The organism is Hoeflea sp. 108 (assembly GCF_000372965.1).
GTDB lineage: Bacteria > Pseudomonadota > Alphaproteobacteria > Rhizobiales > Rhizobiaceae > Aminobacter.
Genome location: NZ_KB890024.1, coordinates 2,638,376 through 2,660,513, shown reverse-complemented (window position 1 = coordinate 2,660,513; position 22,138 = coordinate 2,638,376). Strand labels below are relative to the sequence as shown.

Below are 22,138 nucleotides of genomic sequence, written 5' to 3'. Positions count from 1 at the left end.
GCCGGCTGCCACAGGGTACCAGCATGACCGCTCGCATCCTCGTCGTGGACGACATACCGGCGAATGTGAAACTGCTCGAAGTCCGGCTGCTGGCCGAATATTTCGAGGTCCTGACGGCCTTCAACGGACCGGACGCGATCGCCGCCTGCGAAGGCGGCAAGATCGACGTGGTGCTGCTCGACGTGATGATGCCGGGCATGGACGGCTTCGAGGTCTGCCGGCGGCTGAAGGCTGATCCGGCGACGGCCCACATCCCCATCGTTATGGTGACGGCGCTCGACCATGTCAGCGACCGCGTGCGCGGCCTCGAGGTCGGCGCCGACGATTTCCTCACCAAGCCGGTCAACGACCTGCAACTGGTCACCCGCGTCAAAAGCCTCGTCCGGCTCAAGGTGCTGACCGACGAACTGCGCCTGCGTGCCGTGACCACCCACGACATCGGCATGGACGACCTTGTCGCCCGGACCGATCTGTTGCAAGGGCCCTTACCCAAGGTGCTTCTGGTCGACGAGCAGGGCTCTTCGGCTGCCCATATCTGCGCGTTGCTCGACGAAGCCGCGGAGGTCCAGATCGCGCCCGATCCGCAAAGTGGGTTGTTCCATGCCGCCGAGGGCGGTTTCGAATGCGTGATCGTCTCGACCGGCTTTGTCGATTTCGATCCGCTGAGGTTGTGCTCACAGCTGCGCTCGCTCGACCGGACGCGTTCGCTGCCGATCGTCCTGCTTGTCGGAAAGGAAGAGGACGACCGCATCATCCGCGGCCTCGAACTCGGCATCAACGACTATCTGGTGCGGCCGCTCGATCGCCAGGAACTGATTGCACGGCTGCGCACGCAGGTGCGGCGCAAGCGCTACAATGACGAACTGAGGCAGAGTGTCAGCCAGACCATCGAGATGGCAGTGACCGATGGGCTGACCGGGCTGCACAATCGCCGCTACCTCGACAGGCACCTTCCCAGGCTCGTCGAACGTGCGGCTGCACGGCGGCGGCCGCTGTCGTTGATGATCACCGATCTCGACCGTTTCAAGCGCATCAACGACACGTTTGGGCATGATGGCGGCGACGAGGTGCTGCGCGAGTTCGCCCGCCGCCTCAAGAAGAGCGTGCGCGGCATTGATCTGGCTTGCCGATTTGGCGGCGAGGAATTCGTCATCGTGATGCCGGATACCGACGGCGTTCTGGCCGAAAAGGTCGCCGAGCGCATCCGGGCCGAGGTCGAGCAGACGCCATTTACGGTTGCCGGCGGCACACAGAGCGTGTCGGTGACGGTGAGCGTCGGTGTATCGGCGCTGGCTCCAGCCGGCGATACGGTCGCCGGTTTGATGAAGCGCGCAGACCTCGCTCTCTACGACGCAAAGACCCATGGAAGGAACCGCGTGGTCGCGCGTGCGGCCTAAGCCGAAAGGGCGCATTCAATGGCAGTCGCGTTAAGCTCAATTGTTTACCTTAACCCAATCGATTCGCGAGCCGTGGTTAAGAAAGTGTTGATTTTCAAGTAATCTTGCGCGACTGTGTAGAGGAGAAGAAGGACGGGCGTCGGCACGAGGAGCACAGGCCGAATTGCCCAGATTGATACCCCATGATGCTCAGGTCCGCCGCATCTCCTGGGTCCGTGGGGTCGGCCGGCCGGCACTGGCACATAGTGGCCTCCTCGTACCGCTGCCAGACGCCGACCGGCCCCCTTTCTCGCCGAAATCAAGATGATCTTGCCGTGTAATCCCGCAGGCTTGCAACCTGCGGTGAATCGACGATAGTCGAGACCATGCGTTTCCTTGCGGTCCTCCTGTTCTTCCTGTTTTCGCCGGCAGCCTTTGCGCAGGAATGCGTGGTGATGCTGCATGGCCTGTCGCGCACCGATGTGTCGCTCATGCTGATGGAAGAGACGCTGAAGGCGTTCGACTACAAGGTCGTCAACGACAGCTACCCGTCCACGGATGCGCCGGTCGACCAGCTCATGGCCTATGTCGATGCGTCGGTGGCGCAATGCGGCGACGCCGGCAAGATCCATTTCGTAACGCATTCGATGGGCGGCATCCTCGTGCGCGCCTGGCTGATGAGCAACCGGCCGAAGAACCTGGGCCGCGTCGTCATGCTCGGGCCGCCCAATCACGGATCGGAAGTGGTCGACGTCTTCGGCTCGATGAGGCTTTTCGAATTCGTCAACGGGCCCGCCGGTGTCCAGCTCGGCACCGGGCCGAACAGCGTTCCCAACCAGCTGGGCGCGGCCGATTTCGAGGTCGGCATCATTGCCGGCGACCGCTCGCTCAATCCGTTCCTGTCGAGCATGTTCAAGGGTCCGAACGACGGCAAGGTGTCGGTCGAGAGCACCAAGCTCGAGGGTATGAAGGACCACATCGTCCTGCCGACCACCCACACCTTCATGATGAACAATCCGCTTGTTATCGCCCAGACGCTGAATTTCCTGCGCAAGGGCGAGTTCGACCACAAATTGACCCTCGGCGAACTGCTGCGCCGCGGGCTCGGCAACTGAAAAGGCCTCGTCGCGGGCAAGGGGGAGAGAAATGCTTCGCTACGTTGGTATCTTTGCCCTTGTCGCAGCCGCCGCGACCGTGGCCATGTCGTTCTACCAGCCGCCGATGCGGTTGATGCCGGCGCCGATGGTGTTTGCCGAGGGGCAGGCCAACGCGTTTTCGGCAAATCCTGAAGCCCTGGCCGATCCGGAGATTTCGCTTTTCTACGCAACCAACCGGCTGCCGGTGGGCCCGCGCGACAGCAGGCTCTACGCGGTGGTTCCTGGGTTAGACATGCGGGCAGGGGTGTCCACCGTCCGCATCGGCGAGCAAGGCACGACCTGGGACAAGATTTATGCATGGTCCACAGGCGCCAGCGAAGATCGGAGGCCGTTCCTTCATCTCGAGCGCATGAACGAGCAGGCGACCCTGGACGCCGAAGGCGGGCTGCCGCCGGAAGCCAAGGCCTGGTTCGCGTCCATCAACGCCGCACTCGCCCAAAGCCGAGACAAGGACATCATTGTCTATGTCCATGGCGCCAACACCACCGTCGAGCGGGCAGCGGGGCAGGCGGCCCAACTGCACCATTTCACCGGGCGAAATTCGGTCGTCGTGCTGTTCGTCTGGCCGACGGCGGAAAATTTCCTGCGCTATTCCAGGGACATGGTGACCGCCTTTGGGGCTGCGCCCCATCTGGCCAAGCTGGTCGAACTGCTTTCGGCAAACACCGACGCAAGGAACGTCAATGTCTTCACCTACAGCGCCGGCGCCACCGTCGGCAGCGATGCGCTGGCGATGGTCGGGCGCGATGCCGCCCAGCCCGGAGCGATGGGGCCGCGGTTGGGCGAGGTCTATCACGCGGCACCTGACGCGGATTTCCGTGGCTTCGTCGACGACATGCGCGACTATGCCGACAAGTCCGAGCGGGTGACGGTTGCCGTCAACATGAGCGACAGCGCGCTTCGGCTGTCGCAGGTCGTCAATCGCGCTTCCAGGGCAGGGCGGCCGGACATGCGCGAGCTCGAGCCGGAAGCGACGAACTGGCTGCTCGATGCCAGCAAATCATACGGCACGGAACTTCTGCGGGTGAGGCCGGAGAACATCCCTGGCCTTTCCAGCGGCTCGCACACCTTCTGGTATGATGACCCGTGGGTCAGCAGCGACGTGCTGATCACGCTGCTCTACCACCTGCCGGCTGGCGAGCGTGGCCTGGCCGGCGGCGAAGCGGCGACAGGCGCGCATTATTGGACCTTCGCGCCGGATTATCCCGAACAGCTCGCCAAGGTGATGGCGCGACTGCGCGAGCAGGGGAAGACGAAGTAGCAGGCCCCAAACGCAAAAACGCCGCCCGGTGGGCGGCGTTTGGCATTCCTGAAGGCAACCAGATTACTTGATCTTGGTTTCCTTGAATTCGACGTGCTTCTTGGCAACCGGGTCGTACTTGCGGAACGACATCTTTTCCGTCTTCGTGCGGCTGTTCTTGCTCGTCACGTAGAAGAAACCGGTGTCGGCGGTCGACAGAAGCTTGATCTTGATATTTGCAGCCTTGGCCATGATTCTCGTCCGTTAAATGTCTAGAGTTGCACCCGCCTCATTGACGGGTATGCGACCCGGACGCGGAAAACCTGCGCGACACATAAAGATCGCGCCCGGAAAGTCAAGCCTCAGAGCGCGAGACGCCCGATTTCGCGGCAATCCGGCCCAGTCCGATCACTATGTAGCCGAAGAAGAAGATGGCCAGTGCCCAGCCGAATCCATTGGGGCCGAAGATATCCATGAAGATGCCGATGGCCTGCGGGCCGAGGATCATGCCGAGGCCGTAGCAGAAGATGAAGGCGGCATTGGCTGAGGCGAGGTCGCGGCCGGACAGCTGGGCGCCCAGGTGGGCCAAACCCACCGTATAGAGTGCTGCAACCACGCCGCCCCAGACAAACAGCATGCCCGCCATGACGTGCCAGTTGCCGGCAAGCCATGGCATTGCGAGGGTTCCGGCAAGGCCGGTTGCCGCGCAGATCAGGAGCAAGGTGCGGCGGTCGCGCACGCGGTCGCTGATCATGCCGATTGGTATCTGCAGGATGACGTTGCCGAGACCGATCATGGTCAGAAGCAGTGCTGCTTCGCCCTCGGAATAGCCGATACGCTGGCCATAGACCGGAAACAGCGCGAATCCGCCTGTCTCCACCGCCCCGAACACCAGAACGGCGGCGGTCGCCGTGGGAACGATCCAGATGTAGCGGAAAAAGCCGCTCTTGCCGCCCTCGGAGACGATCCTGGGGCTTTCCGAGCGCGCCAGAAGCACGGGAATCGCTGCGACCATCACCAGGCAGAATGTCAGGCCGAAGGGCAGGAAGCCGCTGCTGCCGATCTGCGAGAACAGCCAGGGGCCGGCGGCGAAGCCGAGCGACAGCACGGTGGCATAGACGCCGAGCACGAGGCCGCGGCGATGCGGCGGGGCGCAGGTGCTGATCCAGAATTCGGAGAGGATGAACAGCACGGTCAGCGCGAAATGGAGGATGGCACGGAGCGGGAACCACATCCAGAAAGATGGCGCGAAGTGAAATCCAACGAAAGCGACCGCGCCGGCGAGAATCATTACGAGCATTGTCCAGACGACGCCGAATCGCATGGCGATGGGCGTCGCCAGGGGCGCGGCGGCAATCGAGGCGATGCCGGCGATGGCCGTGTTCAGCCCGATCATCGAGGGCGAGTAGCCGCGCTGCTCGAGGATGACGCTGAGCAGCGGGATGCCGAGGCCGATCGCGATGCCGACGACGCTGATGGAGGCGATGGCTGCCGAGATCGACCGCCAATGCACCCGCTCGGTGACCGCTGTCCCCTGGATGGTCTCGTTCATGTAAACCCTAGAGGATGTCGCGGCGGAAGCGCTGGTTGATCATGCGGTAGAACGGCACCTCGGCGCCGGGCGTGAGGTCGGGGTCGACGGCCAGCCGCTGCTTGAGATCGCCAAGCACCGATTGCGTGATCGCCGGAATGTCCGCTGCCATGGCCTCGTCCAGCGGCAGCCAGACCAGTTCCTCGAGCTCGTTGGTCGGGCCGCCCTGGGGCAGTTCGACGGCGACGTCGCTGCGCCAGGCCGAGAGGAAGCGCGTGTCGAATCGCCTGACACGTCCGGGCGGCGTTACGGCGCGCGCGATGAAGCGCAGCCGGGCGAGGGCGGGCTCGACGCCATTCTCGGCAAAACCCTGCCAGTCCGCCTTCGAGGTCGAGAACGAACCGCGACGACCGATCAGCAGGCCTGCCTCCTCATAGGTCTCGCGAATCGCCGACAGCGCGATGGCTCGTGCCCGCGCGGCGCTGACGCGACCGATGCCGGCCCGGAGCTTGGCCGCCTCGTCGGGATGCAGTTCGTCGGCGACCCTGATGCGGCTGTCGGCGGGGTCGGTGCGTCCGCCGGGGAAGACAAATTTGCCGGGCATGAAGGCATGCTTCATGTGGCGCCTGCCCATGAGCACCAGCACATCGTTGCCACTGCGGTCGAGCAGGATCAGGGTTGCGGCGTCGCGCGGCCGCAATGGGGTCGCGCTGCGCGCCAATTCGCGCGCTTCGAGCTTGTCGAGTTCTGCTTTGCTTATGCCATCCATCGCGGCTGTCCTAACGGAATGTCGGCGTGGAAGGAAGCGCTTGCCTGGGGTGTCGTGTTGCGCCAGCGCCTGATCAGGCCTCGGGATGGGCGTCGATGACGTCCTCTTCGCCGCCGAAGCCGTGCATGTAGAGCGCCCATTGCATGCCAACCACGGCGCCCTTGATCGGACGCAGCAGGGCGAGCGCCGAGATGATCGTCAGCGGCACCCAGATGGCGAGATGCTGCCACATCGACAGCGTGCTGCTGGCCTCGACCGCCATGAAGGCACCGACGACGATGTGGCCGACAATGACCACGACCAGATAGGCGGGCAGGTCATCGGCACGATGGTGAAAGATTTCCTCGTGGCAAACCTCGCAGCGGTCCGCCGTCTTGACGAAGGAAGCAAACAGCCGGCCTTCGCCGCAATGCGGGCACTTGCCCATCAGGCCGCGCTTGACCGCCGGCCAAAGCGGACGGGCCTGCCGGGCAGCCTGGTTGCGGCCGCCGCCGAAAACCTGTTCTTCCATCGTCATCTCCTGCCGTGCGGTCCACGTCTCGGCTGGGAGGCGCGGGCACGCGAGCGTTGCCCCTTCGCCTTGTGGAACGACCGCTTCGAGCCGGGCAGTGGCTTCGGTTCGGTCAGCATCTCGAAGCGCATGGCGCCGGCAAGCGGGGCGATCTCGACCAGCCTGACCTGAACGCGGTCGGCCAGCTGGTAGCCCTTGCCGGTACGCTCCCCGAACAGCGAACGGGCAGCTTCGTCGAAGTGGTAATAATCGTCACCCAAGGATGACACGGGGATGAAACCATCGGCGCCATATTGCGGCAATTGGACAAATAGTCCCGCCTTGACCACGCCGGAGATGCGGGCATCGAAGGTCTCGTCGACGCGCTCGGCCAAGAAGCCGGCGATCAGCCGGTCGACGGTGTCGCGCTCGGCCGCCATGGCGCGGCGTTCGGTCTGCGAGATCAGGCCGGCGATCTCTTCCAGCCGTGCTTCCTCCGCAGGCGTCAGTCCGCCCGCTCCCAGGCCCAGCGAGCCGATCAGCGCGCGGTGGACGATCAGGTCGGCATAACGACGGATCGGCGAGGTGAAATGGGCATAGCGGCGCAGATTGAGGCCGAAATGGCCAATGTTGTCGGGGTTGTACTCGGCCTGGCTCTGCGAGCGCAGCACCACCTCGTTGACCAACTGTTCGTTGTCTTCGCCGCGAACGCGCTCGAGGATGCCGTTGAACTGGCTGGGCCGCATCTGGGCGCCACGCGCCAGTGACAGGCCGATCGTCTGCAGGAATTCGCGCAGCGATTCCTGCTTGGCGAGCGAGGGGCCGTCATGGATGCGGTAGACCAGCTTCTGCTTCTTGTTTTCCAGCGTCTCGGCGGCCGCGACGTTGGCCTGGATCATGAATTCTTCGATCAGCTTGTGGGCGTCGAGCCGATCGGGAACGATGACGGTGTCGACCGTGCCGTCGGGCTTGAGCAGGATCTTGCGCTCGGGCAAGTCGAGCTCCAGCGGCTGGCGGCTGTCGCGGCCGCGCTTGAGCACGTCATAGGCGGCCCACAGCGGCTTGAGGATCGTCTCCAGGATCGGCGTCGTTTTGTCGTCCGGCATGCCGTCTATGGCTGCCTGGGCCTGCGGGTAGGAGAGCCGCGCGGCCGAACGCATCATGACGCGATGGAACGAGTGCCTGACCTTGCGGCCTTCCGCCGAAAACGTCATGCGCACGGCGAGCGCCGGACGGTCGACGCCCTCGCGCAGCGAGCACAAATCGTTGGAGATGCGCTCGGGCAGCATCGGCACGACGCGGTCGGGGAAATAGACCGAGTTGCCGCGCTTCAGCGCTTCGTGGTCCAGTGCGCTGCCGGGGCGCACATAGGCTGCGACATCGGCAATGGCGACGGTGACGATGACGCCGCCGACATTCTTCTCGTCCGTATCGGGCTCGGCATAAACGGCGTCGTCGTGGTCCTTGGCGTCGGCCGGGTCGATGGTGACCAGCGGCAGCTCGCGCCAATCCTCGCGCTTGCCGTCGAGCGTCGCCGGCTTGACCGCCTCTGCCTCGGCAAGGACCTCCGACGGGAAGATGTGGGGAATGTCGTGGGCGTGAATGGCGATCATCGAGACCGCCTTCTCGTTGGTCAGCGAGCCCAGCACCGTGACGACCTTGGCACGCGGCAGGCCGTAGCGGCTGGCGCGTTCGGGCACCACCTCGACCAGGTCGCCTTCCTTGGCGCCGTTCTGGAAATCCTTGTCGACCACCAGTTCCGGCTGGCGGCGCTCGACCGGCTCGATGCGGAAGGTGCCGTCCTTGAGGATGCGGAAAATGCCAAGCGTGGTGTCGCTGCGTTTTTCGAACACCTTCATGATCCGCGCCGTGTAGGCGGGCTCGTTCTCGTCGCCGAGATGGTCCTCGATAGGGAAGGTCTTTGCCAGGACGCGGTCGCCGACGCCTGGTGTCGGGCCGCTTGCGTTGCGCGACATCTTGACGGCGACGATCGGGCCATCGGGTTGCTCGGAGGCGCGCGCCAGGAAGGTGCCTTCCTCGTCGCGTCCGAAAATGTCGAGCACAGCGACATGGGGCAGGGCGCCGACCCTGGTCAGCCGCTTGCGGCTCTTTTCCAGCAGGCCTTCGTCCTGCAGCTCGCGCAGCAGGTGCTTCAGCCAGATGCGATCGTCGTTCTTCAACGCGAAGGCCTTGGCGATGTCGCGCTTGCCGCTGCGATCGGGATTCTCCGCGATGTAGCGGAGGATCTCGTCACGCGAGGGGCGATAGACGTCCTTGCCCCTGACCTCGTCGCTTGCGGCGCGTCTGGTGCCGGCGTTTCGTCCGGATATCTTTCGCGCCAAGGTCGGTCAGTCCTTCTTCTTGGCTTTGCTTGCGGCCGGCTTCTTGGCGGCCGGTTTCTTGGCTGCACTGCGGGCCGGCTTCTTGGCGCCGCCGCCCTTGGCCTCTTTTTCGGCGATCAGGGCAAGCGCATCTTCCACGGTCACGGTGGCGGGATCCTTGCCCTTCGGCAAGGTAGCATTGACCTTGCCGAAATTGACATAGGGGCCGTATTTGCCGTCGCGCACGGTGATGTTGCCGCCGCCGCCTGGATGTTCGCCCAGGTCCTTGAGCGCGGCCGGAGTGCCGCCGCCGCGACCGCCCTTGGCCTTCGACTGCTTCTCGGCAAGCACCGTCACGGCGCGGTTGAGGCCGATGGAGAAGACGTCCTCGATGCTCTCGAGATTGGCGTAGGTGCCATCGTGCAGCACGAACGGACCGTAGCGCCCGAGGCCGGCCGAGATCATCTTGCCCGACTCGGGATGCTGGCCGACGTCACGCGGCAGCGCCAGCAAGGCAAGCGCCTTTTCGTGGTCTATCGTCGCCGGCGTCCAACCCTTAGGCAGGCTGGATCGCTTGGCCTCCTTGCCGTCGCCGCGCTGGATGTAGGGGCCAAAGCGGCCGCTGCGCAGGGTGATCTCTTCATTGGTGTAGGGATCGGTGCCCAGCACCTTGGTGCCGTCTTCGAGCCCGCCATTCTCGCCATTGGCGCCGGGGCCGTCGAGCTGGCGGGTGAAGCCGCATTCCGGATAGTTGGAACAGCCGACGAAGGCGCCGAACTTGCCGAGCTTGAGCGACAGGTTGCCGGATCCGCATTTCGGGCATATGCGCGGATTGGAACCGTCCTCGCGCTCGGGGAAGACCAGCGGCGCCAGTTCCTCGTTGAGCGCATCGAGCACGTCGGTAACGCGCAGTTCCTTGATCTCGTCGACCGCGCCCGAGAAGTCTTTCCAGAAGTCGCGCAGCACGTCGCGCCAGGCGAGCTTGCCGTCCGAAATCTCGTCGAGCTTCTCTTCAAGCGAGGCGGTGAAGTCGTACTCGACATAGTGCTCGAAGAAGCTTTCCATGAAGGCCGTGACCAGCCGGCCCTTGGGCTGGGGCACGAGCTTGCGGTTCTCGATCTTCACATAGTCGCGGTCTTCAAGGGTCTTCAGCGTCGCCACATAGGTGGACGGGCGGCCGATGCCGAGCTCTTCCATCTTCTTGATGAACGAGGCTTCCGAATAGCGGGGCGGCGGTTCGGTCGTGTGGTGGGTGGCGTTGACCTGTTCGCGCTTCAGCGTCTCGTCGGCGCGGATCTCAGGCAGGCGACGGCTTTCCTCGTCCTCCGAATCCTCGTCCTTCTGGTCGGTGTAGGCGGCGATGAAGCCATCGAAACGAGTGACCGAGCCGACGGCGCGCAATCCGGCGGTCCTTGCGCCGTTGGTTGCTTCGATCTCGACCGTGGTGCGCTCGATCTCGGCCGGTTGCATCTGGCTGGCGATCGCCCGCTTCCAGATCATCTCGTAGAGGCGAGCCTGGTCAGCATCGAGATACTTGCGCATCTCGGCCGGCGTGCGGGTGAAGTCGGTCGGACGGATCGCCTCGTGCGCTTCCTGGGCGTTCTTGGCCTTGGTCGTGTAGTGGCGCGGCTTCTCGGGCAGGTATCTTGCGCCGAACTCCTTGCCGATGGCATCACGCGCGGCCTCGATGGCCTCGGGCGCCATCTGCACGCCGTCGGTACGCATATAGGTGATCAGGCCGGCCGTTTCGCCGCCGATCTCCATGCCTTCATAGAGGCGCTGGGCGACCTGCATGGTGCGGCTTGCGGAGAACCCGAGGCGCGACGACGCAGCCTGCTGCAAGGTCGAGGTGGTGAAGGGCGGGCCGGGATTGCGCCGGGTCGGCTTGGCTTCGACCGACAGCGTCTTGAAGCTTGCGCCATCGAGCATCGCCTTGATGTCGTCCGCCATCGCCTGGCTGGAGATGTCGAGCTTCTGCAGCTTCTTGCCGTCATAGACGGTCAGTCTCGCCTCGAAGCTTTCGGCGCGCGGCGTGCCGAGAGTGGCTGCGATCTGCCAGTATTCCTCGCGGACGAAGCGTTCGATCTCGGCCTCGCGGTCGCAGACGAAGCGCAACGCCACCGACTGGACGCGGCCGGCCGAGCGCGCGCCCGGCAGCTTGCGCCACAGCACCGGTGACAGGGTGAAGCCGACCAGATAGTCGAGCGCGCGGCGTGCCAGATAGGCATCGACCAGCTGCGGGTCGACCTCGCGTGGATTGGAGATCGCTTCCAGGACCGCCTGCTTGGTGATCGAGTTGAAGGCGACGCGCTTGATCGACTTGTCCTTGAGCACGCGCTTCTGCTTGAGCACTTCCAGCACATGCCAGGCAATGGCTTCGCCTTCGCGATCCGGATCGGTTGCGAGGATCAGGCCATCGGCTTCCTTGACCGCCTTGGCGATGTCGGTCAGCCGCTTGGAGGATGCTCCATCGACGGACCAGGACATGGCGAAGTCTTCGTCCGGCTTCACCGATCCGTCCTTGGCGGGCAGGTCGCGAACATGGCCAAACGAGGCCAGAACCTTGTAGTTCTTGCCCAGGTACTTGTTGATGCTCTTCACCTTGTTAGGCGACTCGACGACAACGACGTCCATATGTGGCTGATTATCCAGTAGGCGCCAGGCAAGACAGTGGCGTGGCGAACTTCATTCAATTCGCACGTCAAATGGCCGCCCTTTTTCGTTCGGTCAAGGGGAAGGGGGCAAAAACGGGTGCGCCGGGCAGTATTGCAACCGGTTGTTGCGTGCATGATTTCGATGCAATCTTTGGTGGTCTTGTTGTATTTCCACTATCGCAGGTGGAGCCGAGCCTCTTGCGACACGCCGCTGCGGAGCAGACCATCGCACGCGGCCCTTTCTAGGGAAAGTCACAGCCATGCACCAGACTGCGCCCGCCCGCAGGCGGTCCGATACGCTGGACTATGTCCAGACGATGCTAGCTCAGTTGCGACTTATGGCCGAGGCCGAGCGCCGCGGCATGCTCGCCTATCTGATCGAGATGGCGAGAGCTTACCGCTCGTCGGGCGAAACAAGCGAAACACGTCCGCCTGAGTGGCGTTCGAGGCGCCCTGCGAGATCGAGTTCCAGCAGAATCATGAATATCTGCGCCGGATGCAGCCCGGTGTGGCGGATCAGTTCGTCTATCTCGACCGGTACAGGGCCTAGTGCTTCGACGACGCGGGCACGGTCGTTGTCGACAGGTGGGGGCGTGGCTGAAAAGTCCGGCGGCTCCTCGAACTTGTCTGGAGGCAGGGGCTGGCTGCCGGCAAGCGGCGATAGCGCCTCCAGCACGTCGGCTGCTTCGGTGACCAGTGTCGCACCGTCCTTGAGCAGGCCGTTGGTGCCGGCGGCACGCGGGTCGAGAGGCGAGCCCGGCACGGCAAAGACCAGCCGACCCATTTCCCCCGCCAGCCGGGCGCTGATCAGCGATCCCGAGCGATTTGCCGCCTCCACCACCACGAGCCCAAGCGCCATGCCGGCAACGATGCGGTTGCGGCGCGGAAAATCCTGGGCGCGGGGCTCCCAGCCGAAGGGCATTTCCGAGACGATGGCGCCGCGTTCGGCGATCTCCTCGCAGAGCGGGATGTTTTCGGAAGGATAGGGCTTGTCCAGGCCGCCGGCGAGCACGCCAACGGTTCCGGTGTCGAGGCTGCCATGATGGGCTGCCGTGTCGATGCCGCGGGCGAGGCCGGAGATCACCGCATAGCCGTTGCGGCCGAGTTCGGCGGCAAGCGTGCGTGCCATCTTGATGCCGGCCAGCGAGGCGTTGCGGGCGCCGACGATTGCCACCGGCGGCAGCTTGAAGACGGCTGCGTTGCCCTTCACGGCAAGCAGCGGCGGCGGGTGGTCCATGCGCTTGAGGATGGCGGGGTAGTCGGGCTCGCCGATGGCTATGAAACGCGCGCCGCGCCTGCGGGCCGCTTCGAGTTCCGTTTCAGCTTCGGCAATCGAAGGGATGCGGACAAGCCGGTTGGCGCCGCCGGCAAGCATCACCTCGGGCAGCATCTCGATGGCCGTTTCGGCAGAGCCGAAGCGATTGACGAGGTCGCGAAAGCTGGCCGGCCCGACATTGGAGGTCCGGATGAGGCGCAGCCAATTGAGCCGCTGCCGGTCGCTGAGTTGCGGGCCGGCGGCGGGCTTGTTCATCCCTTGGCGCCTATGCGGGACTCGGTCCCTGAAAGCAGCCGGGAGATGTTGGCGCGGTGGCGGATGAAGACCAGGACGCTCATTGCAGCCAGAAGGCCGGCGGCTTTGGGCATGTCCATCATATAAAGAGTGAAGGGCACAACGATGGCTGCGGCAAGCGCGGCGAGCGACGAATAGCGGCTGACGAAGGCAATCAGCAGCCAGGTGACGGCGAATGCCAGGGCGCCGAGCCCGGACAGGCCGAGCAGGACGCCGATATAGGTCGCCACGCCCTTGCCGCCCTTGAAGCCGAGCCAGATCGGATAGAGGTGGCCGATGAAGGCGCCGAAACCTGCGGCAATGGAAGCATCGGTGCTCCAGCGCGCGGCGATCACCACGGCGACAGTGCCCTTCAGCGCGTCGAGCAGCAGCGTTGCCGCCGCCAGCTTCTTGTTGCCGGTGCGCAGCACGTTGGTTGCGCCGATGTTGCCAGAGCCAATCTTGCGCACATCGCCGAGGCCGGCGGCGCGGGTCAGCAGCAAGCCGAACGGGATCGAGCCCAGCAGGTAGCCGAAGACGGCAGCGGCAATCAGGACGTGCACAGCCGTCGGAAAAATGTCATCCGGCATCAAGATAAGTCTACTCCCCCGTGGCCCGAACGTGTCAGGCCGAGAACACTGTGCGTCCGGCGACCAAGGTTTTCAAGACCTTGCCCTGCAGGCGCGCGCCCTCGAAGCAGGTATTCTTGGAGCGGGAGCGGATATCGGTTTCGCGCACGACCCACGGCTCGTCGAGATCGACAAGTGCAAGATCGGCCGCAGTACCAGGCTTCAACGTACCGCCGGGCAGGCCGAACAGCTTTGCCGGCGCGGTCGACAGCGCTTCGATGATGCGGACCAGTGGCACGTCGTCATTGTGATGCAGGCGCAGCGCCACTGCGAGCAGCGTTTCCAGGCCGATCGCGCCCGCAGCGGCATCGGCGAAGGGCAGGCGCTTGGTGTCGACGTCCTGCGGATCGTGCGACGACACGACGATGTCGATGGTGCCGTCCTTCAGCGCCTCGATCACGGCGAGGCGGTCGTCCTCGGCGCGCAGCGGCGGGGTGAGGCGGAAGAAGGTGCGGTACTCGCCGACGTCGTTTTCGTTGAGTGACAGGCTGTTGATCGAAACGCCTGCCGTGACCTTGGCGCCATCGGCCTTGGCGCGGGTGACGGCGCCTGCGGCCATCGCGGTCGAGATTTTCGCTGCGTGATAGTTGCCGCGGGTGAGGCGGGCGAGCGCAAGGTCGCGCTCAAGCGGAATGGTCTCGGCTTCGCGCGGGATGCCGGACAGGCCGAGCCAGCTGGCATAGAGGCCTTCGTTCATCACGCCAGAGGAGGCGAGGTCGGCGTCCAGCGTCTCATGCGCGATGACCGCGCCGAAATCGCGAGCATAAGTCAGCGCCCGGCGCATCATCAGCGAATTGGCGATGGTGTGGCGGCCGTCGGTGAAGGCGACGGCGCCTGCTTCGCGCAACAGGCCGAATTCGGTCATCTCGTGGCCGTCGAGGCCCTTGGTGATGGCAGCGGCCGGAAAGACATTGATCGACGCCGTGTCCTTGGCAGTGCGCAGCACGAACTCGACGAGTGCGACGTTGTCGATCACCGGGTCGGTGTCGGGCATCATCACGATGGAGGTCACGCCGCCGGCGGCTGCGGCCACGCTTGCCGATGCGATGGTCTCGCGGTGCTCACCGCCGGGCTCGCCGATGAAGACGCGGCCGTCGATGAGGCCGGGAATGATTGCCTTGCCGGTGCAATCGACGATTTCAGCCCCCTCGGGGATGCCCTGGTTGAGGGCGGCTGCACCTGCTGCCACGATCTTCTTGCCGTCAACGATGACGGTACCAGTCTCGTCGATGCCGCGCGAGGGGTCGACGATACGCGCGCGCTGGAAAACGGTGATGCTCATGCGTTCTTTCCGTCGCGGTTACGGCGCGGGTCGAGCAGCGCTTCCATCACCGCCATGCGCACGGCGACGCCCATCTCCACCTGTTCCTGGATGACGCTCTGCGGGCCGTCGGCGATTTCAGAGGCGATCTCGACGCCGCGGTTCATCGGGCCGGGATGCATCACCAGCGCGTCGTCTTTCGCGGCCTTCAGCTTTTCGGCATCGAGGCCCCAATAGTGGAAATATTCGCGCACAGACGGCACGAAGGCGCCGGCCATGCGTTCGCGCTGCAGGCGCAGCATCATCACGACGTCGGCGCCCTTGAGCCCTTCGGCCATGGATTGCGTCACCTCGACGCTCATCTGGGCTATGCCAGACGGCAGAAGCGTCGACGGCGCCACCACGCGGACACGGGCGCCGAGCGCATTGAGCAGCAGGATGTTGGAGCGGGCGACGCGCGAATGCAGGATGTCGCCGCAGATGGCGACCGTGAGGCCGCCGATGCGGCCCTTGGCGCGCCGGATGGTCAGCGCATCGAGTAGCGCCTGGGTTGGATGCTCATGCGCGCCATCGCCGGCATTGACCACCGAGCAGCCGACCTTCTGGGCGAGCAGGGCGGCCGCGCCCGCCGACTGGTGGCGGATGATCAGGATGTCGGGCCGCATCGCGTTCAGCGTCATCGCCGTGTCGATCAGCGTTTCGCCCTTCTTTACCGAAGAGCTTGCCACCGACATGTTCATGACGTCGGCGCCGAGGCGCTTTCCGGCGAGTTCGAAGGACGACTGCGTGCGCGTCGAGGCTTCGTAGAACAGGTTGATCTGGGTACGGCCCCTCAGGGTCGTCGTCTTTTTCTCCGACTGGCGCGAAATGGACACGGCCGCGTCTGCGCGGTCGAGCAACAATTCGATATCCAATGGAGAAAGGTCGCGGATGCCAAGAAGATGGCGGTGCGGGTAGGGCGGCAGGGACGTGGCGTCTGTCATCTCAAGGCGCTGCTATAGGCTGAGCTTCAGTCACTCGCAAGTCGTGATTTCGGTGCCTGGAGATCTCCCACGCAATTTTCGCCCCACATGGTTCGCGCAATAAGCTATCCCTAAGCTTTTCGGCTATAAAGCCGCTCATGGCTGCGGATTCGTGCCCGTCGCCCACACCGATGAAGGACATGGCGTGACGCAGGACGTGCCGAACCAGCCACCACCGCTGACGGGTAGCAATGCCTGGCGCGGGGATCCGTTGCTGATCCAGATTGCCGAGAATTTCTCCGAGCCGGTGCGCCGCGACCTTGATGGCCTCGGCCGTTTCGTGCTGACGCATGAGGCGCAGGATCTGGCGCGCCTCGCCAACAGCGAAGTGCCGAAGCTCAGGACACATGACCGCCAAGGCCGGCGCATCGACCAGGTCGAGTTTCATCCGGCCTATCATGCGCTGATGCGCCGCTCGATTGCCGGCGGACTGCATTCGTCCGTGTGGGAGAATGGCGAGGCCGAGACCGGGCGCAGGCACCAGGTCCGTGCGGCGCGGTTTTATCTCACCGCCCAGCTCGAATGCGGACATCTGTGCCCGATCACCATGACCAGCGCTTCGCTTGCGGCGCTGATGGCAAGCCCAAAGCTTTTCCGTGAGTGGGCGCCGCGCGTCACCACCCGCAAATACGATCAGGCGCACAAGCCACCGGTCGAGAAGGCCGGGCTGACGCTCGGCATGGGCATGACGGAGAGGCAGGGCGGCACAGATGTGCGCGCCAACACCACCCGGGCGGAACGTGCCGGCGGCAGCTTCTACCGGCTCACCGGCCACAAATGGTTCATGTCGGCGCCGATGTCGGATGCCTTTCTAATGCTGGCGCAGGCGCCTGAGGGGCTGTCATGCTTCCTGGTGCCGAGGGTGCTGAGCGACGGCAATTCCAACGGCCTGCAGTTCCAGCGTCTCAAGGACAAGCTCGGCAACCGCTCCAACGCCTCATCAGAGGTCGAGGTCCAGGGTGCGATCGGCGATCTGGTCGGCGAGCCGGGCGCGGGCGTCAAGACCATCATGGACATGGTGACGCTGACGCGGCTCGATTGCGCCGTCGCCTCGTCGGCACTCATGCGCGCCGGCCTTGCCGAAGCCGTCCACCACACACGCCATCGCCAGGTGTTCGGCGCCAATCTGGTCGACCAGCCTTTGATGCAGCGCGTACTCGCCGACATGGCGCTCGATGTCGCAGGGGCGACCGCATTGGCGTTCCGGTTGGCGCGGTCATTCGACGAGGCCGCGTCCGACCGTGGCGAGGCAGCCTTTGCCCGGGCCATGACGCCTGTCGTCAAATACTGGGTCTGCAAGATCGCGCCGGCGCTGCTCTATGAAGCGATGGAGTGCCTGGGCGGCAACGGCTATGTCGAGGAAGCGCCGCTGGCGCGCTATTATCGCGAGGCTCCCGTCAACGCGATCTGGGAGGGCTCTGGCAACGTCATGGCGCTCGACGTGCTGCGCGTGCTGACACGAGCGCCGGGGCTGTTCGAGGACGTGCTGGCTTCCATAGAGCGCGATCTCGGTCCGGGTGGCCGCAGCATTCTCGGCGTGTTGCGCGCGGCGATGCAGGTGGCGAGCTCCGACGAGGGATCGGCGCGCATCCTGACCGAGCAGCTTGCCATATCCGCGGCTGCGGCGGAGTTGCGGCGCATGGGGGCAGGGCGCATCGCCGACGCCTTCATCGAGACGAGACTCGCCGGGCAGTGGCGCGGAACCTACGGCATGCTCGATGCCCGCCACGATGCGCGGCTTATCGTCGACACGCTCTATCCACAGGTCGGCTGACACAATCTGGGGCATCAGCCGTCCCATTATTGGACGAGCGCACGTAAATTAACCTTAACAATTGGTTTACGTTGCGCGCCGTCGCTACACGCGTCAGTGTCGTTCGCACAAGGAGAACGGCAACTTATGCGCGCTATCGCCCCCATAGAGCGGACCGAGACTGTGGTGAGCGCATCGCGTGCGTGGCGGCCGTTTTCGGTCTGGGAGCGTATGTGATGCGCTACATTCTTGGCATATGGGCGACACCGCTGGTGCTCTTCTGGGGGTGGTATTTCCTGTCGATCAACGACATCAACTTCGGCTCGTTGTACATGAGCCGGGCCTTCAATCTCGCCATCTTCGATCTCTACGGCGAAATCCTCGGCATGGACCCAGCCACCATCCCCTGGATGATGGGCAAGGCTTTCTTCTTCGACACGCTGATCCTGCTGGCGATCTGGGCGTTCCGCCGTCGCAAGCTGATCGCTGAAAAGGCAAGGGTACTGTGGGCCCGCTACTCGTCGGCCGCGTCGGCACCGAGCGTCTGAAGCCTGTCCAGAACACCCTGGAGGATGAAGGCTGCTGCTGCCGAATCTATGCGCTCGTCGCGCTTGCGGCGTGAGACGTCCATCTCCAGCAATGCTCGTTCGGCGGCGACCGTCGACAGCCTTTCGTCCCAATAGGCGAAGGGCAGTTCCGTCAGCGGCGCGATGTTGCGGACGAAGGCGCGCGACTTCTGCGCGCGCGGGCCTTCCGAGCCATCCATGTTGATCGGCAGGCCGATCACCACTGCGGCGACATTTTCCTTTGTCAGCAGGCCGATGAGTGCTGCCGCGTCGATCGTGAACTTCTTGCGCATGATGACCGGCCGCGGATGGGCAAAGGACAGGCCGCGGTCGGAGACCGCCACGCCGATTGTCTTGTCGCCGAGGTCGAGCCCCGCAAGCGTCCTGCCGCCGGCAAGCAGCGCGGGCAATTGTTCGATGGTGGCAACGGTCAAGCAACGTTCCTTTCGACAGCGCAACGAAGATGTGGGGCGCTGCAATCGCGAGGCACCATTTGACTGGCGCTCGCCGCGTTCTATCCTCTACTGGATGGCCGTCAAAGCCGGAAACGATTTCCGGATAGGCAGCCATTCGAGCCGACAACGAAATACGGGAGCGCCGGACATATGAAACTCACCTGGTTTGGACATTCGGCGTTCCGTGTCGAGGCGGCTGGAGCGAAAATCCTGATCGATCCGTTCCTGAGCGGTAATCCGTCCTGGGGCAAGTCGTGGGAGCAGGCGGCCGACGGCGCTACCCATGTGCTGTTGACCCATGGCCATGACGACCATATCGGCGATGCCGCCGAGATCCTGAAGAAGACCAGCGCCATGCTCGTCGCCAATTTCGAGATATGCATGTATCTCGTCGGCAAGGGCGTTTCCGACAAGCAGATCAATCCCGGCAACATCGGCGGCACCGTCGATTGCGGCGGCTTCACCACCACCTTCGTCGCGGCACAGCACTCGTCGTCGGCGAGCGGCGCGGGTGGGGCGAATACATATCTCGGAAATCCGGCCGGGCTGATCCTTCATTTCGAGGAGGAGCGGACGCTCTATCACATGGGCGATACCGACATCTTCTCCGACATGGGCCTCATCAACGAACTGCACGAGCCAAAGATCGGCATCGTGCCGATCGGCGACCGTTTCACCATGGGCGGGGCGGTGGCAGCACTTGCGTGTCAGCGCTTCTTCAAATTCGAGACCGTGGTGCCCTGCCACTACGCCAGCTTCCCTGTTATCGACCAGACGGCGGAAAAATTCGTCGACGGCATGGACGGTTCGGGCGTCGATGTGGTGCTGCCCAAGGTCGGTGTCACTGTCGAGATCTAGAGCATTTTGCAGCCCGGTTGGAATCAACCGGCGTCGCACAAATGCGGCAAAACGGAATAGTTGGAACGGGCGCACGAACGATAGCGAGTGCATCCGCTCCAACATCAAGTCACGCCCGGCGAGGTGAGCGGCAATGAGGAAAGTTGGTTTGTTCGCGGTCCTGTCGGCGCTGCTATGCGGCGCATCAGCGGCGAGCGCCGAGGACTTCATCAAGGGTGTCTACCTGCAATCCGAGGAACTCTGCGCGCAGGCCAAGAAAGAATCGGTCAAGAGCCTGATCGATTCCGGTACGCTGGTTTTGTCGGCGCGTGGCATCGACAGCGCCGAATACAGTTGCGAGTTCGTCAACATCATCAGGGCCAAGCGTTTCCCTGCCTGGGCGGTGACGGCTCTGTGCCACGAGCCGGGCCACATGTTCCCCGACACGCTGTCGATCCTTGAACTCAGCCCGACGCAGCTGGATGTCGCCTCCGTGCGCAGTGTCGACGACGAGGGGCCGCAGACCGACAATGCCGGCAGCTATTATCTGTGCGACGGTGTCGCCCTGCCGTGATGCATCATCCATGTTGCGCGTCGCGTCCAGCGCCGTTATAGCCCGAGCTATTCCCTTTTCCCGGTTTGCCGGAGTTTTTCGATGTCCGTTGATCTCAAGACCGTCAAGCGCGTCGCGCACCTTGCCCGCATTGCGGTGAGCGAAGACGATGCCCAGCGCATGACGGGCGAACTGAACACCATCCTCGGCTTCGTCGAGCAGCTCAACGAAGTTGACGTGACAGGCGTCGAGCCGATGACCTCGGTGACGCCGATGGACATGAAGAAGCGCACTGACGTCGTCACCGACGGCAACAAGGCGGCCGACATCGTCGCCAACGCGCCGGCCACCGACGAGAATTTCTTCCTTGTGCCGAAAGTGGTGGAATAGGCCCGAGCCAGCCCGTTCCTTGTCCCATCAAAAGCAGCTTTCGGCTGCGTGACACGAAGTGAATTCGCAATGACCGATCTGACCCGACTGACGATTGCCGAAGCGCGCGAGAAGCTGCGCGGCAAGGAAATCACCGCTTCGGAGCTGACCGAGGCCTATGTGCAGGCCATCGAACAGGCCAATCCGACCTTCAACGCCTATATCGCAACGACGCCGGACAAGGCGCGCGAGATGGCCAAGGTTTCCGATGCCAAGCTTGCCAAGGGCGAGGGCGGCGCGCTCGAGGGCATTCCGCTCGGCATCAAGGACCTGTTTGCCACCGAAGGCGTGCACACCCAGGCCTGCAGCCACGTGCTCGACGGCTTCAAGCCGCGCTACGAATCGACCGTCACGGCCAATCTCTGGGCTGACGGCGCGGTCATGCTGGGCAAGCTCAACATGGACGAGTTCGCCATGGGCTCGTCCAACGAGACGTCCTATTACGGTCCGGTGATCAACCCCTGGCGGCGTTCGCGCGGCGAGGGGGCTGGCCGTTCGCTCGACAATACGCAGTTGGTGCCCGGCGGTTCGTCGGGCGGCTCGGCCGCGGCGGTTGCCGCCTGGCTCTGCGCCGGCGCAACCGCCACCGATACCGGCGGCTCGATCCGCCAGCCAGCCGCCTTCACCGGCACTGTCGGCATCAAGCCGACCTATGGCCGCGTGTCCCGCTGGGGTACGGTTGCCTTCGCTTCGTCGCTCGACCAGGCCGGCCCGATCGCGCGCGACGTGCGTGATGCCGCCATCCTGCTCAAGTCTATGGCCTCGGTCGACGCCAAGGACACGACCTCGGTCGACATGCCGGTACCGGACTACGAAGCTGCCATCGGCAAGTCGCTGAAGGGCATGAAGATCGGCATTCCCCGCGAATATCGCGTCGACGGCATGCCCGACGACATCGAGGCGCTGTGGCAGAAGGGCATTGCCTGGCTCAAGGATGCCGGGGCCGAAATCGTCGACATCTCTTTGCCGCATACCAAATATGCGCTGCCGGCCTACTACATCGTGGCCCCGGCAGAAGCCTCGTCGAACCTCGCCCGCTATGACGGCGTCCGCTACGGCCTGCGCGTGCCGGGCAAGGACATCGTCGAGATGTACGAGAACACCCGCGCCGCCGGCTTCGGCCGCGAGGTCAAGCGCCGCATCATGATCGGCACCTATGTGCTGTCGGCCGGCTATTACGACGCCTACTACCTGCAGGCGCAGAAGGTGCGGACGTTGATCAAGCGCGACTTCGAGCTGGCTTTCGCTGCCGGCGTCGACGTCATCCTGACACCGGCGACGCCGTCGGCCGCCTTCGGCGTCGCCGACCAGGACATGGCTTCCGATCCCGTCAAGATGTACCTCAACGACATCTTCACCGTGACGGTCAACATGGCTGGCCTGCCTGGCATCGCCGTACCTGCCGGCCTCGACGGCCACGGCCTGCCGCTCGGCCTCCAGCTCATCGGGCGCCCCTTCGACGAAGAGACGCTGTTCCAGACCGCCCATGTCATCGAGCAGGCCGCCGGCCGCTTCCAGCCACAGAAGTGGTGGTAGGCGCCGACTG

21 protein-coding genes are annotated in these 22,138 nt (G+C 64.2%); 10 read left to right on the top strand and 11 right to left on the bottom strand.

Annotated elements, in window-relative coordinates; translation table 11 throughout:
- The first annotated feature begins 23 nt into the window (after window positions 1-23).
- From B015_RS0113065 to B015_RS0113055, 3 genes are all read left to right on the top strand, one after another.
- Window positions 24-1,397 carry a PleD family two-component system response regulator gene (locus B015_RS0113065; RefSeq protein WP_018428150.1) on the top strand — a complete coding sequence of 458 codons (1,374 nt, stop codon included), beginning with the start codon at window positions 24-26 and terminating at the stop codon, window positions 1,395-1,397.
- Between the two features lie 365 nt (window positions 1,398-1,762).
- Window positions 1,763-2,491 (top strand): alpha/beta fold hydrolase, encoded by a 729-nt coding sequence (locus B015_RS0113060; RefSeq protein WP_018428149.1) that lies wholly within the window; start codon window positions 1,763-1,765, stop codon window positions 2,489-2,491.
- A 31-nt stretch (window positions 2,492-2,522) separates the two neighbouring features.
- Window positions 2,523-3,794: an alpha/beta hydrolase gene (locus B015_RS0113055; protein WP_018428148.1), complete on the top strand. Its 1,272-nt coding sequence runs from the start codon at window positions 2,523-2,525 to the stop codon at window positions 3,792-3,794.
- Between the two features lie 63 nt (window positions 3,795-3,857).
- Here the strand turns inward: B015_RS0113055 and rpmG are convergent, their stop codons facing one another.
- The 6 genes from rpmG to topA all read right to left on the bottom strand — a co-directional run bounded on the left by rpmG (window position 3,858) and on the right by topA (window position 11,518).
- Window positions 3,858-4,025 (bottom strand): 50S ribosomal protein L33, encoded by a 168-nt coding sequence (rpmG, locus tag B015_RS0113050; RefSeq protein ID WP_018428147.1) that lies wholly within the window; start codon window positions 4,023-4,025, stop codon window positions 3,858-3,860.
- A gap of 103 nt (window positions 4,026-4,128) precedes the next feature.
- Entirely contained in the window at window positions 4,129-5,286 is a 1,158-nt protein-coding gene (locus B015_RS30795; protein ID WP_198292899.1) for an MFS transporter, read from the bottom strand.
- A gap of 46 nt (window positions 5,287-5,332) precedes the next feature.
- A complete protein-coding gene (locus B015_RS0113040; protein ID WP_018428145.1) occupies window positions 5,333-6,073 on the bottom strand; it encodes an NUDIX hydrolase in 741 nt (246 codons plus the stop codon).
- Between the two features lie 73 nt (window positions 6,074-6,146).
- On the bottom strand, window positions 6,147-6,584 hold the full coding sequence (locus tag B015_RS0113035) for a DUF983 domain-containing protein (RefSeq protein ID WP_018428144.1): 438 nt from the start codon (window positions 6,582-6,584) through the stop codon (window positions 6,147-6,149).
- A 2-nt stretch (window positions 6,585-6,586) separates the two neighbouring features.
- Window positions 6,587-8,905 carry a ribonuclease R gene (rnr, locus tag B015_RS0113030; protein ID WP_018428143.1) on the bottom strand — a complete coding sequence of 773 codons (2,319 nt, stop codon included), beginning with the start codon at window positions 8,903-8,905 and terminating at the stop codon, window positions 6,587-6,589.
- Between the two features lie 6 nt (window positions 8,906-8,911).
- A complete protein-coding gene (gene topA / locus B015_RS0113025; protein ID WP_018428142.1) occupies window positions 8,912-11,518 on the bottom strand; it encodes a type I DNA topoisomerase in 2,607 nt (868 codons plus the stop codon).
- 41 nt (window positions 11,519-11,559) lie between these two features.
- Here topA and B015_RS33250 point away from each other — a divergent pair, with 41 nt between their 5' ends.
- Window positions 11,560-11,784 carry a hypothetical protein gene (locus B015_RS33250; protein WP_157632722.1) on the top strand — a complete coding sequence of 75 codons (225 nt, stop codon included), beginning with the start codon at window positions 11,560-11,562 and terminating at the stop codon, window positions 11,782-11,784.
- 148 nt (window positions 11,785-11,932) lie between these two features.
- Here the strand turns inward: B015_RS33250 and dprA are convergent, their stop codons facing one another.
- Genes dprA through B015_RS0113005 form a run of 4 tightly spaced genes read right to left on the bottom strand, consistent with a single transcriptional unit; the run spans window position 11,933 to window position 15,960 of the window.
- The gene (dprA, locus tag B015_RS0113020) at window positions 11,933-13,069 is read right to left on the bottom strand and encodes a DNA-processing protein DprA (RefSeq protein WP_018428141.1); all 1,137 of its coding nucleotides are present in this window, start codon (window positions 13,067-13,069) and stop codon (window positions 11,933-11,935) included.
- Window positions 13,066-13,677, bottom strand: a complete 612-nt coding sequence (gene plsY, locus B015_RS0113015; protein WP_018428140.1) for a glycerol-3-phosphate 1-O-acyltransferase PlsY — start codon at window positions 13,675-13,677, stop codon at window positions 13,066-13,068. Before plsY ends, dprA begins: the two co-directional genes overlap by 4 nt.
- Window positions 13,678-13,711: 34 nt before the next feature.
- Window positions 13,712-14,998 (bottom strand): dihydroorotase, encoded by a 1,287-nt coding sequence (locus B015_RS0113010; RefSeq protein WP_018428139.1) that lies wholly within the window; start codon window positions 14,996-14,998, stop codon window positions 13,712-13,714.
- Window positions 14,995-15,960, bottom strand: a complete 966-nt coding sequence (locus B015_RS0113005; RefSeq protein ID WP_018428138.1) for an aspartate carbamoyltransferase catalytic subunit — start codon at window positions 15,958-15,960, stop codon at window positions 14,995-14,997. Before B015_RS0113005 ends, B015_RS0113010 begins: the two co-directional genes overlap by 4 nt.
- Before the next feature lie 184 nt (window positions 15,961-16,144).
- Here B015_RS0113005 and B015_RS0113000 point away from each other — a divergent pair, with 184 nt between their 5' ends.
- On the top strand, window positions 16,145-17,773 hold the full coding sequence (locus B015_RS0113000) for an acyl-CoA dehydrogenase family protein (protein WP_026227224.1): 1,629 nt from the start codon (window positions 16,145-16,147) through the stop codon (window positions 17,771-17,773).
- A 215-nt stretch (window positions 17,774-17,988) separates the two neighbouring features.
- The gene (locus B015_RS0112995) at window positions 17,989-18,300 is read left to right on the top strand and encodes a DUF6105 family protein (RefSeq protein WP_018428136.1); all 312 of its coding nucleotides are present in this window, start codon (window positions 17,989-17,991) and stop codon (window positions 18,298-18,300) included.
- Here B015_RS0112995 and ruvX read toward each other — a convergent pair.
- On the bottom strand, window positions 18,267-18,752 hold the full coding sequence (gene ruvX / locus B015_RS0112990) for a Holliday junction resolvase RuvX (RefSeq protein ID WP_018428135.1): 486 nt from the start codon (window positions 18,750-18,752) through the stop codon (window positions 18,267-18,269). The two genes, B015_RS0112995 and ruvX, sit on opposite strands and share 34 nt — an antisense overlap.
- Window positions 18,753-18,923: 171 nt before the next feature.
- Here ruvX and B015_RS0112985 point away from each other — a divergent pair, with 171 nt between their 5' ends.
- The 4 genes from B015_RS0112985 (at window position 18,924) to gatA (ending at window position 22,128) form a co-directional block, all read left to right on the top strand.
- The gene (locus B015_RS0112985) at window positions 18,924-19,631 is read left to right on the top strand and encodes a metal-dependent hydrolase (RefSeq protein ID WP_018428134.1); all 708 of its coding nucleotides are present in this window, start codon (window positions 18,924-18,926) and stop codon (window positions 19,629-19,631) included.
- Window positions 19,632-19,764: 133 nt separating this feature from the next.
- Entirely contained in the window at window positions 19,765-20,184 is a 420-nt protein-coding gene (locus B015_RS0112980) for a hypothetical protein (protein ID WP_051091906.1), read from the top strand.
- 81 nt (window positions 20,185-20,265) lie between these two features.
- Window positions 20,266-20,553 (top strand): Asp-tRNA(Asn)/Glu-tRNA(Gln) amidotransferase subunit GatC, encoded by a 288-nt coding sequence (gene gatC / locus B015_RS0112975; RefSeq protein WP_018428132.1) that lies wholly within the window; start codon window positions 20,266-20,268, stop codon window positions 20,551-20,553.
- A gap of 69 nt (window positions 20,554-20,622) precedes the next feature.
- Entirely contained in the window at window positions 20,623-22,128 is a 1,506-nt protein-coding gene (gatA, locus tag B015_RS0112970; protein WP_018428131.1) for an Asp-tRNA(Asn)/Glu-tRNA(Gln) amidotransferase subunit GatA, read from the top strand.
- The last annotated feature ends 10 nt before the right edge of the window (window positions 22,129-22,138 follow it).